Source organism: Kitasatospora sp. NPDC096147, from assembly GCF_044763225.1.
GTDB lineage: Bacteria > Actinomycetota > Actinomycetes > Streptomycetales > Streptomycetaceae > Kitasatospora.
Genome location: NZ_JBIWFX010000006.1, coordinates 246,563 through 263,173, shown reverse-complemented (window position 1 = coordinate 263,173; position 16,611 = coordinate 246,563). Strand labels below are relative to the sequence as shown.

The following is a 16,611-nucleotide window of genomic DNA, read 5'->3' as shown; positions in this document are numbered from 1 at the left end:
CGAGCAGTACGAAGCCCCCGGGTCCGTCCGCCAACGGACCCGGGGGCTTCGTCGTACGCTCCGTCAGTTCCCGACCGGCTGCCGGGCCGGGGGCTCGGCCGGGACGTCCTGCTGGGCGGTGCGCAGCGGGACCTCACGGATCATCAGCACCACCAGGAAGGCCGCCAGGGCGAACGGTGCGGAGATCAGGAAGACGGTGGCCACGCCGTGCCCGAAGGCGTCGGTGACCATCGGGACCACCTGGGCGGGCAGCGTCTTCAGGTCCGGGATGCCGCCGCCGGTGGCACCGGTCGGCAGGTGGGCGGCGGCCAGGCTGTCGTCCAGGTGCTGGCTCACCTGGTGCGAGAGCAGCGCGCCGAGCGCCGAGACGCCCATCGCGCCGCCCATGGTGCGGAAGAAGGTGACGGTGGAGGAGGCGGTGCCGAGCTCGTGCCGGGGCACGGTGTTCTGCACCGCGAGCACCAGGTTCTGCATGGTCAGGCCGAGGCCGACGCCGGTGACCGCCATCCCGGCCGCCAGCAGGCCGTAGGAGCTGTCGTCCCGGACGGTGCCGAGCAGCGCGAAGCCGACCGTGAGCAGGCCCGCCCCGGCCACCAGGTAGGCCTTCCAGCGGCCGTACCGGGTGATCAGCTTGCCGGCCACGGTGGAGGAGAGCGCCAGGCCGAGGATCATCGGCAGGGTGAGCAGCCCGGCCATGGTCGGGGACTCCTTCCGGGCCAGCTGGAAGTACTGGCTGAGGAAGGTGGTGGCGCCGTACATCCCGACCCCGACCAGCACGCTGGCGATCGAGGCCAGTGTCACCGTGCGGTGCTTGAAGAGGTCCAGCGGCACGATCGGCTCGGCCGCCCGGCTCTCCGCCCACACGAACAGACCGGCCAGTGCCAGCCCACCGCCGACCATCGCGGCGGTCTGCCAGGAGAGCCAGGCGTAGCTGTCGCCGGCCAGCGTGATCCAGATCATCAGCAGGCTGACCGAGCCGGTGATCAGCAGCGCGCCGAGGTAGTCGATCTTCGCCTGGCGCTTCACCACCGGCAGCCGCAGGGTGCGCTGCAGCACCGCGATGGCGATCAGCGAGAAGGGCACGCCGAGGTAGAAGCACCAGCGCCAGCCCAGCCAGTCGGTGTCCACGATGACGCCGCCGATCAGCGGACCGCCGATGGTGGCGAGGGCGAAGACCGCGCCGAAGTAGCCGCTGTACCGGCCGCGCTCGCGCGGCGGCACCATGGCGGCCAGGCAGATCTGGGCCAGTGCGGTGACGCCGCCCGCCCCGATGCCCTGGAGCACCCGGCAGGCGATCAGCTGGCCGGTGTTCTGCGAGAGCCCGGCCAGCGCCGAGGAGACGATGTAGATCACCAGGGCGGCCTGCACCAGCTTCTTCGGGCTGACCAGGTCGGAGAGCTTGCCCCAGATCGGGGTGGCGGCGGTCAGCGAGAGCAGCGCGCCGGTGACCACCCAGGTGTAGGCGGTCTGGCCGCCGTGCAGGTCGTGCAGGATGTGCGGCAGCGCGTTGGCCACCACGGTCGAGGAGAGCACCGCCACGAACAGGCCGAGCAGGAGGCCGGAGAGGGCTTCCAGTACCTGACGGTGGCTCATGGGTGCAGGGTCGGAAGCTGTGCTCATTAGGGTCCTTCGGCCTGAGAATCGTTGCCTTGGGCAACCATAAGACCCGATGGTTGCAGCAGGCAACCAACGGGGGCCGGAACCGGCCATCGCCGTGGCACTACGTCGGATCAGGCGATCTTGGGCTCGCCCAGGGCGTCGTTCAGCCGGCCGAGCAGCTCGCCGAGCTGGGCCAGATCGGCCGGCTCCCAGCCGTCCAGGATCGCCCGGAAGCGGTCCAGCCGGCCGCTGCGGGCGGCCAGGTAGCGGGCCGCACCGTCCTCGGTGAGCGAGACCAGCGAGGACCGCCGGTCCAGCGGGTCGGTCTCCCGGGTGACCAGGCCGAGCTCCTCCAACACCTTCACCTGGCGGCTGATGGTCGGCTTGCCGACCCCGAAGTGCAGCCCGATGTCGGTCAGCCGGACCTGCCCGGCCTCCAGCACGAAGCCGAGCATGCTGTACGCCACGCCCTCCAGCGCCGGGTGCACCTGGCGGGACATCTCCGCCGCCCTGGCCCGGCCGCGCCGGAACAGCACGGCGATCTCGCGCTCCACGGCGACCAACGCCGCGTCCGCCGTCACCCCGTCAGCTGTGCTCGCACCCATGGCAGCAGTATCCCGCAGTCGCGCCTTCCGGTGAGCAGCAACTGTTTCATGATATGAAGTATCCGTTTTGCCCGTCTTTGCGATTGGAGAGGTTCGATGGCCGACCAGGCCCGCCGAAGCTTCACGACCGAGCTGAAGGACGCCGTGACACCGCGCGCCTTCCTGCTCGTGCTCGGGGTGCTGCTGCTCCAGCTCGGCTTCATCACCTCGTACGTGGGTGCCCTGCACCACCCGAAGCCGCACGAGCTGTCCATCGCGGTGGTCGCGCCGGCCGAGGTCAGCCCCAAGCTGACCGGCGCGCTGGAGCAGGTGCCGAACGACGCGGTGCGCGCCACCACCGCCGCCGACCGGGCGGCGGCCGAGGAGCTGATCCGGGATCAGAAGGTCTACGCCGCCTGGATCTTCGACCCCACGTCCACCCAGGACACCCTGCTGGTCGCCGACGCCCGGGGCCCGGCCGCCTCCCGGGCCGCCGAGACCATCGTCACCGCGGTGGACCAGACCCAGGGCCGCACGGTGAAGACCGAGGACGTCATCCCGCTGGCCGACGGGGACGCGGAGGGGCTGTCCTCCTTCTACCTGGTGATCGGCTGGTGCGTCGGCGGCTACCTGGTCGCCTCGATCCTCGGCATCTCGGCCGGCTCCCGGCCCGCCAACCTCAAGCGCGCCACCATCCGGCTCGGCACCCTGGCGCTCTACTCGGTGGCGGCCGGCATCGGCGGCGCGGTGCTGATCGGCCCGGTGCTGAACGCGCTGCCCGGCTCCAGCTGGGCCCTGATCGGCCTGGGCAGCCTGGTGGTCTTCGCGGTCGGGGCGATCACCATGGCGCTGCAGTGCCTGTTCGACATCGTCGGCATCGGCGTGGCGGTGCTGATCTTCGTGGTGCTCGGCAACCCGAGCGCCGGCGGCGTCTTCCCGCCGCCGATGATGCCGCCGTTCTGGCGGGCCATCGGCGCCTGGATCCCGAACGGCGCCGGTACCGACGTGGCCCGCTCGATCGCCTACCTGGGCGGCAGCAACGTGCTGGTCCCGCTGCTGGTCCTGGTCGCCTGGGCGCTGGTCGGCGTCGGCGTCACGCTGTACGCGGTGGCCCGCCGCCCGCGCTCCGGCCGGGAGCCGGTGCCCAGCGCCGTCTGACCCGTCCTGCACGACCCGGAGAGCCCGGCCCCCGCTGCGGGGGCCGGGCTCTCCGGGTCGTCACGGGCGGGTCAGACCCGCTCGGGCTCGGACGGCTGCACCGGCCGGGTGTCCAGCCGATCGGTGAAGACGTACCGGGCCATCGCCCAATAGCGGAAGACCATGGCCAGCAGGGTGCCGATGATCATGCCGCTGAGGAAGTCCGCCATCGCCTCGCCGAAGGCGGAGAGGTGCGGCTCGCGCAGGTCCAGCACGTACTGGGAGAACGCCAGCGGGATGTTGTTCACCACGATGGCCAGCGCGCTGACCACGAAGTACAGCACCGCCTCGCGCTGCCGCCCGTACGCGCGGAACGACCACTTGCGGTTCAGCAGGTACGAGACCACGGTGGTGGTCACCGTCGCGATGGTCAGCGCGGCGACCGGCTTGGCAGACAGGACCGTGGCCTTGAGGGTCAGGTTGATCACCAGGGTGAGCAGGAAGCAGGTCCCGCCCACGAGCAGGAACTTCACCAGCTTGCGGTGCTTGACCACGGTCGGTCGCAGCCCCTGCGGGACCAGAGCCAGGGCCCGTTGCGTGGGTGACGGCATTTCGAAAGTCTCGCACGCCCGTCGGGGCACCGGTACTCGCGCCGTCCCCCTGCTACCCGGCCGTGATCCGCAGGACTCCGGTCACCGTGCCCTGGAGCACCACCCGGCCAGGGGCGATCGAACCGACCATCTGCAGGGTGTCGAACAGGAAGCCCGAGCCCAGGTACGCGCTCCGCACGGTGCGCCCGGTCTCCGGGTCGATCTCGGCGTAGCGGTACGGGTCCAGCGCCGAGGTGCTGTCGGTGCCCGGGATCACCGGCTCGCGCAGCACGGTGCGCAGCAGCCCGTCGGCGGTGGACAGCCGGGGCACCGCCGCCGAGCGGGTGCGGTTGTCCCAGCGCAGGTCGCAGCCGCTGCCGTCGGGCCGGACGTCGACCCGGCTCAGGCCGCCCCGGAAGGCCCCGGAGGACGGCACGGCGGGCCCGGCGTCGTCCGGCAGCGCCGGGTACGGGTAGCCGTAGGTGCTGGCGACGAAGACCGCGTTGCCCACCGCCACCGGGGAGTTCTCGCTGCCGCTGCCGCCCGACTTCAGCACCGGAACCGAGCAGACCTGCCCGCCGTCCGAGGTCCGGTACACCAGCAGGTTCACCGTCGGGGCGGCGTTGTCGACCACGGTCAGGTAGTCGGTGCCGGTGCGCGGGCCGAAGAAGGTCGGGGTGGAGCCGGTGCCCCAGCTGAGCTGGCCGGGCTTGCGGCCCGGGCCCCGGTCGTACGCCTGACGCCAGCTCACCTCGGGGGTCCCGTCCGGACCGGCGGTGAGCAGGTAGGTGGCGTGGGTGGTGGCCACGGCGGTGCCCTCGGGGGCGGTCGAGATGGAGTTGGCGATCCGCTCGCCGGCCGGCAGGGCCAGGGTGCGGACGGCGCCCGTGCCCTCGTCGTCGGCGGTGCCGACCACGCCACCGCCGGTGGCGAACCAGACCCGGCCCCGCCAGTCCGGCGAGAGCCCCGTCACCGCGTCGCCCGCCGGGACGGCCCCGGCCAGCGGCAGCCGGGAGTCCACCGCGAGCTGCCAGCCGGCGGCGGTGCGGCGGTGGCCGATCCGCAGCAGGTCGCGGTTGCCGTCCACCACCACCAGCCGGTCCCGGTGGTCCAGGTAGGCGTAGACGCCGCCGAGCAGTGAGCCCTTGGCGAGGCCCAGCTCGGCCAGCGAGCCGCCGGTCGCCGGGTCGAGCAGGTGGACGGTGGGGGTCCGGCCGAAGATCTCGGTGCAGAGCGCCACCGGGTACCCGTCCGCGCCGACCAGCACGGTCGGGCAGGCGGAGGCCAGCGCCGTCCGGTGCGAGCTCAGGGTGCCCGCGCCCGGCCCCGGCAGCGCGGTGGCGTCGGAGGACCCGGTGTCGCCGTGCATGGTCGCGGTGCCGGGCGGGCCCGCGTACGGGTTGGCCGGCGGCAGCGGGGCGAACCGCTCGGCCGCGTGGGCCGGGGTGTGGGCGGAGAGCAGCAGCGCGGCGGTGGCGAGCACGGCGGCGCGGGTGCGCAGGCGCATGGGAGTCCGTTTCCGGGAGGAGGGGCACGGCAGGGGTGCACTCCGCCCGGTGGGACGTGAGGTGGGCCCGGCGGTCGACCGGGCGGGAGGGCACCGCGCGATTCAGAGCGCGCGGTGACAGATGGCCGAGCACGCACGGGCCAGGTCGACGGCGAGTCGACGGCTCAGGTGCGTGTGGCGGTCCATGGCGAGCGATCCTGCCGTGCTGACGGACCGTCACACAAGAGCCGTCTCACGGGCCGGTCAGGTACGCGCCGAAGTCCCGGACCAGCGGCGCGAGGCAGCGGCGCCGAAGGCGCCGTCAGGGGCGCGGGGAACTGCGCGAGGCGGAGGATCCCCTCCCGCACCGAGGGCACCCGGGTCCGCCGCACGCGCCCCGGCCCCACCCCCGACCCACAGCCGCAGCGCGCCGGAGCTCCAGGACACCGAGGCACCCCGAGCCGCGCACGGCACCCGCCCCGCCCGTGCGGCGGCCCCGGCGGGGCCACGGCTCCACGAGCCGCACCCCGCCGGGGCCCTGACGTCACCTCAGACCGCGACCGGCACCGCCGCCGGCTCCAGCGCCAGCTCCAGCACCTCCCGCACGTCGGAGACGGTGTGCACGGTCAGCCGCTCCAGCACCTCGGCCGGCAGGTCGTCCAGGTCGGGCTCGTTCCGCTTGGAGATGATCACCGTGGTGATCCCGGCCCGGTCCGCCGCCAGCAGCTTCTGCTTGATGCCACCGACCGGCAGCACCCGCCCGGTCAGCGAGACCTCACCGGTCATCGCCACCTCCGGCCGGACCTTCCGCCCGGAGAGCAGCGAGGCCAGCGCCGTCGTCATGGTGATGCCCGCGCTCGGCCCGTCCTTGGGGACGGCACCCGCCGGGACGTGCAGGTGGATGCCGCGCTCCCGCAGCCCGGTCACCGGCAGCTCCAGCTCCGCGCCGCGCGAGCGCAGGTAGGAGAGCGCGATGTGCGCGGACTCCTTCATCACGTCGCCCAGCTGCCCGGTCAGGGTCAGGCCGGTGGAGCCGGTCTCCGGATCGGCCAGCGAGGCCTCGATGTAGAGGACGTCACCGCCCGCACCGGTGACCGCCAGGCCGGTGGAGACGCCGGGCACGGCGGTGCGCCGCTCGGCCGGCTCCTGGGCCGCCTCCGGGGTGTGGTGCGGCCGTCCGATCAGCGCCCGCAGGTCCTCGGCTCCGATGGCGGCGGGGAGCTCCCGCGACCCCAGCTCGGCTTCGGCCGCGACTTTCCGCAGGATCCGGGCCACCGAGCGCTCCAGGGTGCGCACGCCCGCCTCCCGGGTGTACTCCCCCGCCAGCTTGCGCAGCGCGTCCTCGCCGACCGTCACGTCCTCGGGCTTGAGCCCGGCCCGCTCCAGCTGACGGGGCAGCAGGTGGTCCCGGGCGATGGTGACCTTCTCGTCCTCGGTGTAGCCGTCCAGGCGGACCAGCTCCATCCGGTCGAGCAGCGGCTCGGGAATGGCCTCCAGCACGTTGGCGGTGGCCAGGAAGACCACGTCGGAGAGGTCGAGCTCGACCTCCAGGTAGTGGTCCCGGAAGGTGTGGTTCTGCGCCGGGTCGAGCACCTCCAGCAGGGCCGCCGCCGGGTCGCCCCGGTAGTCCGAGCCGACCTTGTCGATCTCGTCCAGCAGCACCACCGGGTTCATCGAGCCGGCCTCCTTGACCGCCCGGACGATCCGGCCGGGGAGCGCCCCGACGTAGGTCCGCCGGTGGCCCCGGATCTCCGCCTCGTCCCGCACGCCGCCGAGCGCCACCCGGACGAACTCGCGGCCCATGGCCCGCGCCACCGACTCACCGAGCGAGGTCTTGCCGACCCCGGGCGGGCCGACCAGCGCCAGCACCGCGCCGCCCCGCCGGCCGCCGATCTGGCCGAGGCCCTGGTCGGCCCGGCGCTTGCGGACGGCCAGGTACTCGACGATCCGGTCCTTCACGTCGGCCAGGCCGGCGTGGTCGGCGTCCAGCACCGCGCGGGCGCCGTTGATGTCGTAGGAGTCCTCCGTCCGGACGTTCCACGGCAGTTCGAGCACGGTGTCCAGCCAGGTGCGGATCCAGGAGCCCTCGGGCGACTGGTCGGAGGAGCGCTCCAGCTTGTCGACCTCCTTGAGCGCGGCCTCCCGGACCTTCTCGGGCAGCTCGGCCGCCTCGACCCGGGCCCGGTAGTCGCCCTCCTCGTCGGCCGGGTCCCCGTTCAGCTCGGCGAGCTCCTTGCGGACCGCCTCCAGCTGGCGGCGGAGCAGGAACTCCTTCTGCTGCTTGGCCACGCCCTCCTCGACGTCCTTGCGGATGGTGTCGTTGACCTCCTCCTCCGCGAGGTGCTCGCGGAGCAGGACCAGCGCGTACTCCAGCCGGGCCAGCTGGTCGGACTCCAGCAGCACCTTGAGCTTCTGCTCGGCGGTGACGAAGGGGGCGTACCCGATGTTGTCCGCCAGCTCGCCGACCTTGTCGATCTGCGAGACCCGGTCGACCACCTGCCAGGCGCCGCGCTTGCGCAGCCAGTGGGTGGAGAGCGCCTTGTACTCCTTGACCAGCTCGGCCGCCCGCCCGGCCACCGGCAGGCCGGCGTCCGACTCGTGGAAGGTGCTGGTCTCCACCCAGAGCGCCGCACCGGGGCCGGTCGTCCCGGCACCGATCCGGACCCGGCGGACGGCCCGGACCAGCGCGGCCGGATCGCCGTCGGAGAGCCGGCCGACCTGCTCGACCGTGGCCAGCGTGCCGACCGACGCGTACGTGCCGTCCAGCCGGGGCACCAGCAGCACCTGCGGCTTGGCCCCACCGGAGACGGCGGCCCGGGCGGCGTCCACGACGGCGCGCACCTCGGTGTCCTTCAGGTCCAGCGGGACCACCATGCCGGGGAGCACGACCTCGTCGTCGAGGGGGAGCACGGGCAGGGTGAGCGGAGTGGACGTCGATGCCATGATCTCTCCCCAGTCAGTGAAGTTGAGTTGACCTGACTAAGGTTCGGTGAGCCCCGAATGTTCCCCGGCTCTTGTTCGCTCTGAGCGATCAGGGCATTGCCCCAGGCGGGGGCGGTGCGCCAGAGTGCCGAACGTGGAAATCCAACCCACCGAGTTCGGCATCCGGGTCAACCTCCCGGACCCCCGCAGCCTTCCCGCCACCCTCCGGGCCCGGGCCCTGGCCGAGGACGGCGACGGCCTGCTGCTCGCCGCCCCGCACCCCGGCGGCCCGTTCGAACGGGCCGTCCGGACGGTCCTGGCCGGCCCGGCGGCCGAGCTCGGCCTGGACCTGACCGCGCTGGAGGTCTGGGACGGCGAACCCTTCGCCCGGCTCGACGACGCCGACGGGCGCCCGCTGCTCTACGCCGAACTCGGCCGCGACCCGGCCGCCCCGGAGCAGCTGACCGGCACCCCGCCCGCCCCCGGACAGGAGGAGGCGGTGCGCGAGCTGATCGACTACCTCTCGCTCTGGCTGCTGGTCACCGTGGAGGCCCCCACTCCTGACGACCCGTCGGCCCGCGCACTCGCCGGACGCCTCGGCGCCGCGCTCGCAGCCACCCTCGCCCCGGACGCCGCCGTCACCCCGGGACAGTCGCCGTACGGGCCCACCGCGCTGGTCCGGCCGACCTGGCTGGACACTGCGGACGTCCGAGGCTCGCTGCTCGCCGCCTGCGCCGCACTGCCGGGCGACTGGAGCCCGCCCGAGCTGCTGGAGACCCCCGACGGCGACTGCGCCACGGCCACCCGGGGCACCGTCCACCTCTCCGCCGCCACCGGCCCGGTCTTCGCCGATCTCGCCCGCCGGCACCGACTCCCCTGAAGCGCGGCACGGCAGGCCCCCGGCGCGAAGTGGAGGCGCCCCGGCGAGCAGGCGAGCCGGCTGCCTCGGTGACCGCCCACAGCAGGACCACCGCAGCGCGTGCGCCCGACCGACAGGCCCGCTGCCGTGCCCGCAGGCCCACCCGGCGGATCCGCACGCCGACGGGGCCCACCCCACGGAGGAGTTCAGCGGCCCCGCCTCAGGCCTCCGAGGGCTCCAGGCGCCGCTGCGGCCGCCGCGCCAGGCCGGGCCCGCGCCCGCCGGTCCGCCGGAGCCAGGGCCAGAGGGCGACGCCCACCAGCAGGGCCGCCGGGTGCCCGACCCCGGTCACCAGGTCGGTCTCGTCCAGGAACTGATGGCCGATCAGGCCACCCGCCGCCGCCAGCGCACAGAGGCGCCCGGGAAGCGTGAGAAGCCCGGCAAGCGCCCCCAAGGAAGCCAACACGCCGTAGCTCACCCCGATGTCCAGCCCGTCCAGCGCGGCACCGTCCTGCCGCCCGGCCGCGACCGCCGCCAGCACCACCGCCTGCGAGAGCAGCGTCGCCAGCACGTGCCCGGCGGCGAACGCCCCGGCCGCCCGGAGCCCGCCGACCCGCCGCTCCAGCGGCGCCACGGTGACGGCGAAGGCCCAGAAGTAGGGCATCCAGACCGGTCCGGCCACCCAGATCCCGCTCAGCAGCAGCGATCCGACCGGATGGCTCAGCAGATTGTGGGCATCCGAGCTGGAGTAGCCCTGGAGCCGCTCCACCACCACCGGGTCGCCGAACCGGGCGAACAGCGTGGTGCCGAGCAGCACCGCCAGGTAGCCGAGCGCGAAGGGGTTGCGGCGGGGCGTGGGGAGCGCGCTGCGCAGCCGGACGGACAGTTTCGACCGGCGATCGGCCATTCCGTCCTCCGCTCCACTCGTGCCACCATGTGACTTGTCGTGCTCACGGCTCTTCGCAGAATGCCCACGGTACTTCCATGGTCTGAGAGTCTGCTGAGAGCCCGCTGAGAACCCGGACCGGACCGCGCGAACCGTTGGTCCGGACCAACCCTCCGCCTACGGACCAGTAGCAAACCCGTTCAGGAGTCTGCCATCCCTTCGACGGCATACGCACCGTTACGGGCGATATTTTCGGCGGGTAAGGTATCGCCCCGTGCCGCATCCCGGCCCGGGTCGAGGCTGGTCGGAAGGCCGGTTGTGCCCGGTTCACCTGCCGGGATGCTCGCGGCGTACGTACGCTGCGACCAGAGCGGAAACGGTGCGCGGTCCACACCTGCGTACCCTTTCCGGACCCGCGACCTCGGCGGACGGTCCGGGTGGTTTTCGCGGGCCCGGCACGGGCCCGCCGACGGAACACAAGACGACTACGAGCGGACCCCGCTGTCCCCACAGGCAGCCGGGCCGCAGCCCTGGGGGCGGTGGCGTGACCGTGACAGAGATTCAGCAGGAGACCAACAACAACAGCGCGGTGGGCACCCAGCGACGGGTGCTCGTCGTGGAGGACGAGCCCACCATCGCGGAGTCCATCGCGGCCCGGCTCGGGGCCGAGGGCTTCAAGGTGGCCGTGGCGCACGACGGGCCCGGCGCGGTGGACGGCTTCCACACCTGGCAGCCGGACCTGGTGGTGCTGGACGTGATGCTTCCCGGCTTCGACGGCCTGGAGGTCTGCCGGCGCATCCAGGCCCAGCGCCCGGTACCGGTCCTGATGCTGACGGCCCGGGACGACGAGACCGACCTGCTGGTCGGCCTCGGGGTCGGTGCCGACGACTACATGACCAAGCCGTTCTCGATGCGCGAGCTGGCGGCCCGGGTGAACGTGCTGCTGCGCCGGGTCGAGCGGGCCCAGCAGGCCGCCCGGACGCCCGCACTGGGCAGCCTGCGGTTCGGCGACCTGGAGATCGACCACGTGCAGCGGCGGGTCCGGATCGGCACCGGTGACGTCCACCTGACGCCGACCGAGTTCGACCTGCTGGCCTGCCTGGCCGCCCAGCCGCGCGCGGTGCTCACCCGCGAGCAGCTGCTGGCCGAGGTCTGGGACTGGACCGACGCGTCCGGCACCCGCACCGTGGACAGCCACGTCAAGGCGCTGCGCCGGAAGATCGGCGCCAGCTGGATCCGCACCGTCCACGGCGTCGGGTACGCCCTGGAGGCACCGCTCTCCTGACCGGGAGCACGGTCGCGCCGGGACCGGGGGGTCCTGGCCGCGCCGCACCGGCCGAGGAGCACCCGGGGGGACGAGCAGGGACGAGATGACCTTCCCACAACAGCGCAAGCGCACCGCGCAGCACCACCACGAGGACCCCAGGGGTCTGGCCAGCCGGGCCGCCAGCCGGCTCTGGGACGACGTCCGGCCGCTGGACCCGGTCCGGTCCATCAAGGGCAAACTCACCCTGCTGGTGATCGTCTCGGTCTTCCTGGCCAGCCTGATGGTGGTGGTCGCGATCCGGTCGGAGACCCAGATCCGGATCATCATGATCTTCTCGATGATCGCCTCGCTGCTCTTCATGCAGTTCCTGGCGCACGGCCTCACCGCGCCGCTGCGCGACATGACGGCCGCCGCCCGGGCGATGGCCGAGGGCGACTACAGCATCCGGGTCGAGGTGAACTCCCGGGACGAGATCGGCGAGCTCGCCGCGACCTTCAACCGGATGGCCGGCGACCTGGAGGCGGCAGACCGCCACCGGCGGGAGCTGGTGGCCAACGTCTCGCACGAGCTGCGCACCCCGATCGCCGCGCTCCGCGCCGTGCTGGAGAACGTGGTGGACGGCGTGGTCGAGCCGGGCCCGAAGACGCTCGGCGCCGCGCTGGAGCAGACCGAGCGGCTCGGCCGCCTGGTCACCCACCTGCTGGACCTCTCCAAGCTGGACGACGGCGTGGTCCCGCTGGACGCCCGCCCGTTCGAGGTCAGCCCCTTCCTGGCCGGCGTGCTGCGCGGGGTGACGGTGGACGGCTCCACCGCCGCCGGCGCCCACGGGCGGCGCGACGACGTCCGGCTGGCCCTGGACGTCAGCCCGGCCGGGCTGTCGGCCTGGGCGGATCCGGAGCGGCTGCACCAGGTGGTGGCCAATCTGGTGGACAACGCCTGCAAGCACTCCCCGGCCGGCGGCACGGTGACCGTCCGGGCCCGGGCCGGGGAGTCGGACGGCGCGCTGGTGCTGGAGGTCGAGGACCAGGGCCCGGGCATCCCGGCGCAGGACCGCGACCGGGTCTTCGAACGCTTCGGCCGCAGCGGCTCCGCCACCTCCCAGGGCCCCGGCTCGGACGGCGGCACCGGTCTGGGCCTGGCCATCGCCCGCTGGGCGGTCGACCTGCACGGCGGCCGGATCGGCGTGGCCGAGGCCTCCCGGGGCTGCCGGATCGTGGTCACCCTGCCCGGCGGCCCGGCGGCTCCGGCCGAGTTGTCACAGAACTGGGACCTTGGCGCGGAGGCCGCGACTGCGTCAGATCGGACCGCACCGCGCTGACCTGCGGTATTGTCCTGTTCGGAGGGGATTTCCACCCATTTGGGAGGCGATCGGTTCCCCAGTGTTGGAACTTTCTAACGCACGTTTCCGGCCAAATTACCGGTCGGCACTGTGATCTGGGCGACGCCTGGCCCTGGGGGACTGCGCGATCTGTGATCGTAGGCGTAGCCTTAATCCCCGCTGTCCACCATCCCAAAAGGAAGCGGAAGAGGGCGGTTTGCCCGTGTCGCCACACCCTGAAACCCCCGTCAGCTCGGCAAGCTCCACTGGCTTCGGCCCCAACGAGTGGCTCGTCGACGAGATCTACCAGCAGTACCTCCAGGATCCCAACTCGGTCGACCGAGCCTGGTGAGACTTTTTCGCCGACTACAAGCCCGGTACCGAGGTGACTCCAGTGACCCAGGCCGCGACCCAGGTCGGCCCCACGCCGACCGCCGTTGCCGCCCCTGCCCCTGCTGCCGTTCCGGCGACGCCCGCCCCCGCTGCACCGGCCGCGCCGGTCCAGCCGGCGCCCGCGCCGCTCGCCGCAGCACCCGCCGCGCCGCCCGCGCCGAAGGCCGCCGCCCCGGCCGCCGCGCCCGCCGCCGCCGACGGGACCGGCCCGGAGCTGGTCGTGCTGCGAGGGCCCTCCAAGGCCGTCGCCACCAACATGGACGCCTCGCTGGAGGTGCCGACCGCGACCTCGGTCCGCGCCGTGCCGGCCAAGCTGTTGATCGACAACCGCATCGTCATCAACAACCACCTGCAGCGCGCCCGTGGCGGCAAGGTCTCCTTCACCCACCTGATCGGTTACGCCCTGGTCCAGGCCGTCAAGGCCAACCCGGGCATGAACTACAGCTACAAGGTGGAGGACGGCAAGTCCTACCTGGTGAAGCCCGAGCACGTGAACCTCGGCCTCGCCATCGACCTGGTCAAGCCGAACGGCGACCGCCAGCTGGTGGTCGCGGCCATCAAGAAGGCCGAGACCCTCGACTTCCTGGGCTTCTGGCAGGCCTACGAGGACATCGTCCGCCGGGCCCGCGCCAACAAGCTGACGATGGACGACTTCACCGGCGTCACCGTCTCGCTGACCAACCCCGGCGGCATCGGCACCGTGCACTCCGTGCCGCGCCTGATGCAGGGTCAGGGCACCATCGTCGGCGTCGGCGCCATGGAGTACCCGGCCGAGTTCCAGGGCTCCGCCCCTGAGACGCTGGCCCGCCTCGGCGTCTCCAAGACCATGACGCTGACCTCCACCTACGACCACCGCGTCATCCAGGGCGCCGGTTCGGGTGAGTTCCTGCGGTCGATCCACCAGCTGCTGCTGGGCGGGAACGACTTCTACGACGAGGTCTTCGAGTCGCTGCGCATCCCGTACGAGCCGGTGCGCTGGGCGACCGACGTCGCCACCACCCACGACGACGAGGTCAACAAGACCGCGCGCGTCATGGAGCTGATCCACTCCTACCGGGTCCGCGGTCACCTGATGGCCGACACCGACCCGCTGGAGTACAAGCAGCGCAAGCACCCCGACCTGGACGTCACCAACCACGGCCTCACCCTGTGGGACCTGGAGCGCGAGTTCGCGGTCGGCGGCTTCGGCGGCCAGAAGATGATGAAGCTCCGCGACATCCTCGGCCTGCTGCGCAACACCTACTGCCGCACCGTCGGCATCGAGTACATGCACATCCAGGACCCGAAGCAGCGCAAGTGGCTGCAGGAGCGCCTGGAGAAGCCGTACACCAAGCCGGAGCGCGAGGAGCAGCTGCGCATCCTGCGCCGGCTGAACTCGGCCGAGGCGTTCGAGACCTTCCTGCAGACCAAGTACGTCGGGCAGAAGCGGTTCTCCCTGGAGGGCGGCGAGTCCCTCATCCCGCTGCTGGACGCCACCATCGACGCGGCGGCCGAGCACCGCCTCGACGAGGCCGTCATCGGCATGGCCCACCGCGGCCGCCTGAACGTGCTGGCGAACATCGTCGGCAAGCCGTACGGCAAGATCTTCGGCGAGTTCGAGGGCAACCTCGACCCGAAGTCGATGCACGGCTCCGGCGACGTCAAGTACCACCTGGGCTCCGAGGGCACCTTCACCGGTCTGGACGGGGAGACCATCAAGGTCTCGCTGGCCGCCAACCCCTCCCACCTGGAGGCGGTCGACCCGGTGGTCGAGGGCATCGTCCGCGCCAAGCAGGACGTGCTGGACCAGGGCGGCACCACCTTCCCGGTGCTGCCGATCCAGATCCACGGCGACGCGGCCTTCGCCGGCCAGGGCGTGGTCGCGGAGACCCTGAACATGTCGCAGCTGCGCGGCTACCGCACCGGCGGCACCGTGCACCTGGTGGTCAACAACCAGGTCGGCTTCACCGCCGCCCCGGCGTCGTCCCGCTCGTCGATGTACTGCACCGACGTGGCGCGGATGATCGAGGCCCCGATCTTCCACGTGAACGGCGACGACCCGGAGGCCGTGGTCCGCGTCGCGCGCCTCGCCTTCGAGTTCCGCCAGGCGTTCCACAAGGACGTCGTGATCGACCTCATCTGCTACCGCCGCCGCGGTCACAACGAGGCCGACAACCCGTCGTTCACCCAGCCGCTGATGTACGACCTGATCGACAAGAAGCGCTCGGTGCGCAAGCTCTACACCGAGGGCCTGATCGGCCGCGGCGACATCACCATGGAAGAGGCGGAGCAGGCGCTCCAGGACTTCCAGGGCCAGCTGGAGAAGGTCTTCTCCGAGGTCCGCGACGCCGCCGGCGCCCAGCAGGGCACCACCAACGGCAAGCCGGTCGCCGACTTCCCGGTCTCCATCCAGACCGGCATCTCCGAGGAGATGGTGAAGCGGATCGCCGCCTCGCAGGTCAACCTGCCGGAGTGGCTGACCGTCCACCCGCGCCTGTTCCCGCAGCTCCAGCGCCGGGCCGCCTCGGTCGAGGACAACACCATCGACTGGGCGATGGGCGAGACCCTCGCCATCGGCTCGCTGCTGATGGAGGGTCACCCCGTCCGGCTGGCCGGCCAGGACTCGCGCCGCGGCACCTTCGGCCAGCGCCACGCGGTGCTGATCGACCGGAACACCGGCGAGGACTACACCCCGCTGCTGTACCTGACGGAGGACCAGGCCCGCTACACCGTCTACGACTCGCTGCTCAGCGAGTACGCGGCGATGGGCTTCGAGTACGGCTACTCCCTCACCCGGCCGAACGCGCTGGTGATGTGGGAGGCGCAGTTCGGCGACTTCGTCAACGGCGCGCAGACCATGGTCGACGAGTACATCGCCTCGGCCGAGCAGAAGTGGGGCCAGCACTCCGGCGTCACCCTGCTGCTGCCGCACGGCTACGAGGGCCAGGGCCCGGACCACTCGTCCGCCCGCCCGGAGCGCTTCCTCCAGATGTGCGCGCAGGACAACATGACGGTCGCGATGCCGACCCTGCCGTCGAACTACTTCCACCTGCTCCGCTGGCAGGCGCACAACCCGCACCACAAGCCGCTCATCGTCTTCACCCCGAAGTCGATGCTGCGCCTGAAGGCCGCGGCGTCCGCCACCAGCGAGTTCCTCAGCGGCTCGTTCCGCCCGGTCATCGGTGACACCACCGTCGACCCGGCGAACGTCCGCAAGGTGGTCATCACGGCGGGCAAGTTCTACTACGACATCGAGGCCGCCCGGGCCGAGCGCGGGATCACCGACACCGCCATCGTCCGGGTGGAGCGGCTCTACCCGCTCCCGGTCGCCGAGCTCCAGGAGGAGCTGGCCCGCTACGGCGACGACGTCCAGTTCATCTGGGCCCAGGAGGAGCCGGCCAACCAGGGCGCGTGGCCGTTCATCGCCATGAACCTGGTCGACCACCTCCAGGTCGTCATCGGTCGCTCGGCGGGCGCCGCCCGCCTGCGCCGGGTCGCCCGCACCGCCTCCTCCGCCCCGGCGGTCGGCTCGGCCAAGCGCCACGCGGCCGAGCAGCAGGCGCTGCTGGAGGAGATCTTCACCATCTGACC

The 16,611-nt window shown here is 72.4% G+C and carries 10 protein-coding genes and 1 pseudogene; 5 read left to right on the top strand and 6 right to left on the bottom strand.

Going from position 1 to position 16,611, the window contains the following annotated elements; all coding sequences use genetic code 11:
- Nucleotides 1-63 precede the first annotated feature (63 nt).
- Together ACIRBX_RS21430 and ACIRBX_RS21425 are read right to left on the bottom strand one after the other, a co-directional pair.
- Nucleotides 64-1,593, bottom strand: a complete 1,530-nt coding sequence (locus ACIRBX_RS21430) for an MDR family MFS transporter (protein WP_402298641.1) — start codon at nt 1,591-1,593, stop codon at nt 64-66.
- Nucleotides 1,594-1,730: 137 nt separating this feature from the next.
- Nucleotides 1,731-2,204 (bottom strand): MarR family winged helix-turn-helix transcriptional regulator, encoded by a 474-nt coding sequence (locus ACIRBX_RS21425; protein WP_402298640.1) that lies wholly within the window; start codon nt 2,202-2,204, stop codon nt 1,731-1,733.
- 96 nt (nt 2,205-2,300) lie between these two features.
- On the opposite strand from ACIRBX_RS21425, the gene ACIRBX_RS21420 reads away from it, so the two are divergent.
- Nucleotides 2,301-3,341 (top strand): ABC transporter permease, encoded by a 1,041-nt coding sequence (locus ACIRBX_RS21420; RefSeq protein WP_402298639.1) that lies wholly within the window; start codon nt 2,301-2,303, stop codon nt 3,339-3,341.
- A 71-nt stretch (nt 3,342-3,412) separates the two neighbouring features.
- Here the strand turns inward: ACIRBX_RS21420 and ACIRBX_RS21415 are convergent, their stop codons facing one another.
- The 3 genes from ACIRBX_RS21415 to lon form a co-directional block, all read right to left on the bottom strand.
- Nucleotides 3,413-3,931 carry a GtrA family protein gene (locus tag ACIRBX_RS21415; RefSeq protein ID WP_402298638.1) on the bottom strand — a complete coding sequence of 173 codons (519 nt, stop codon included), beginning with the start codon at nt 3,929-3,931 and terminating at the stop codon, nt 3,413-3,415.
- 52 nt (nt 3,932-3,983) lie between these two features.
- Entirely contained in the window at nt 3,984-5,417 is a 1,434-nt protein-coding gene (locus ACIRBX_RS21410) for a hypothetical protein (RefSeq protein ID WP_402298637.1), read from the bottom strand.
- Nucleotides 5,418-5,945: 528 nt separating this feature from the next.
- Nucleotides 5,946-8,339: an endopeptidase La gene (gene lon, locus ACIRBX_RS21405; protein WP_402298636.1), complete on the bottom strand. Its 2,394-nt coding sequence runs from the start codon at nt 8,337-8,339 to the stop codon at nt 5,946-5,948.
- Between the two features lie 133 nt (nt 8,340-8,472).
- Between lon and ACIRBX_RS21400 the strand changes: the two genes are divergently transcribed.
- On the top strand, nt 8,473-9,198 hold the full coding sequence (locus ACIRBX_RS21400; protein WP_402298635.1) for a hypothetical protein: 726 nt from the start codon (nt 8,473-8,475) through the stop codon (nt 9,196-9,198).
- A 199-nt stretch (nt 9,199-9,397) separates the two neighbouring features.
- On the opposite strand, the gene ACIRBX_RS21395 is transcribed toward ACIRBX_RS21400, so the two are convergent.
- Nucleotides 9,398-10,084, bottom strand: coding sequence for a rhomboid-like protein (locus tag ACIRBX_RS21395; RefSeq protein WP_402298634.1), 687 nt, complete (start codon nt 10,082-10,084; stop codon nt 9,398-9,400).
- A 529-nt stretch (nt 10,085-10,613) separates the two neighbouring features.
- Here ACIRBX_RS21395 and ACIRBX_RS21390 point away from each other — a divergent pair.
- From ACIRBX_RS21390 to ACIRBX_RS21380, 3 genes and pseudogenes are all read left to right on the top strand, one after another.
- A complete protein-coding gene (locus ACIRBX_RS21390) occupies nt 10,614-11,348 on the top strand; it encodes a response regulator transcription factor (protein WP_345290044.1) in 735 nt (244 codons plus the stop codon).
- Nucleotides 11,349-11,433: 85 nt separating this feature from the next.
- Nucleotides 11,434-12,648, top strand: a complete 1,215-nt coding sequence (locus ACIRBX_RS21385; RefSeq protein ID WP_402298633.1) for a sensor histidine kinase — start codon at nt 11,434-11,436, stop codon at nt 12,646-12,648.
- Between the two features lie 223 nt (nt 12,649-12,871).
- A pseudogene (locus tag ACIRBX_RS21380) lies at nt 12,872-16,609 on the top strand (multifunctional oxoglutarate decarboxylase/oxoglutarate dehydrogenase thiamine pyrophosphate-binding subunit/dihydrolipoyllysine-residue succinyltransferase subunit).
- Nucleotides 16,610-16,611: the final 2 nt, after the last annotated feature.

What these genes read in the sequence shown, in the direction of transcription:
- ACIRBX_RS21385 (WP_402298633.1), top strand. Translation starts at nt 11,434, where the DNA reads ATGACCTTCCCACAACAGCGCAAGCGCACCGCGCAGCACCACCACGAG.
- ACIRBX_RS21395 (WP_402298634.1), bottom strand. Translation starts at nt 10,084, where the DNA reads ATGGCCGATCGCCGGTCGAAACTGTCCGTCCGGCTGCGCAGCGCGCTC.
- lon (WP_402298636.1), bottom strand. Translation starts at nt 8,339, where the DNA reads ATGGCATCGACGTCCACTCCGCTCACCCTGCCCGTGCTCCCCCTCGAC.
- ACIRBX_RS21410 (WP_402298637.1), bottom strand. Translation starts at nt 5,417, where the DNA reads ATGCGCCTGCGCACCCGCGCCGCCGTGCTCGCCACCGCCGCGCTGCTG.
- ACIRBX_RS21415 (WP_402298638.1), bottom strand. Translation starts at nt 3,931, where the DNA reads ATGCCGTCACCCACGCAACGGGCCCTGGCTCTGGTCCCGCAGGGGCTG.
- ACIRBX_RS21430 (WP_402298641.1), bottom strand. Translation starts at nt 1,593, where the DNA reads ATGAGCCACCGTCAGGTACTGGAAGCCCTCTCCGGCCTCCTGCTCGGC.
- ACIRBX_RS21425 (WP_402298640.1), bottom strand. Translation starts at nt 2,204, where the DNA reads ATGGGTGCGAGCACAGCTGACGGGGTGACGGCGGACGCGGCGTTGGTC.
- ACIRBX_RS21420 (WP_402298639.1), top strand. Translation starts at nt 2,301, where the DNA reads ATGGCCGACCAGGCCCGCCGAAGCTTCACGACCGAGCTGAAGGACGCC.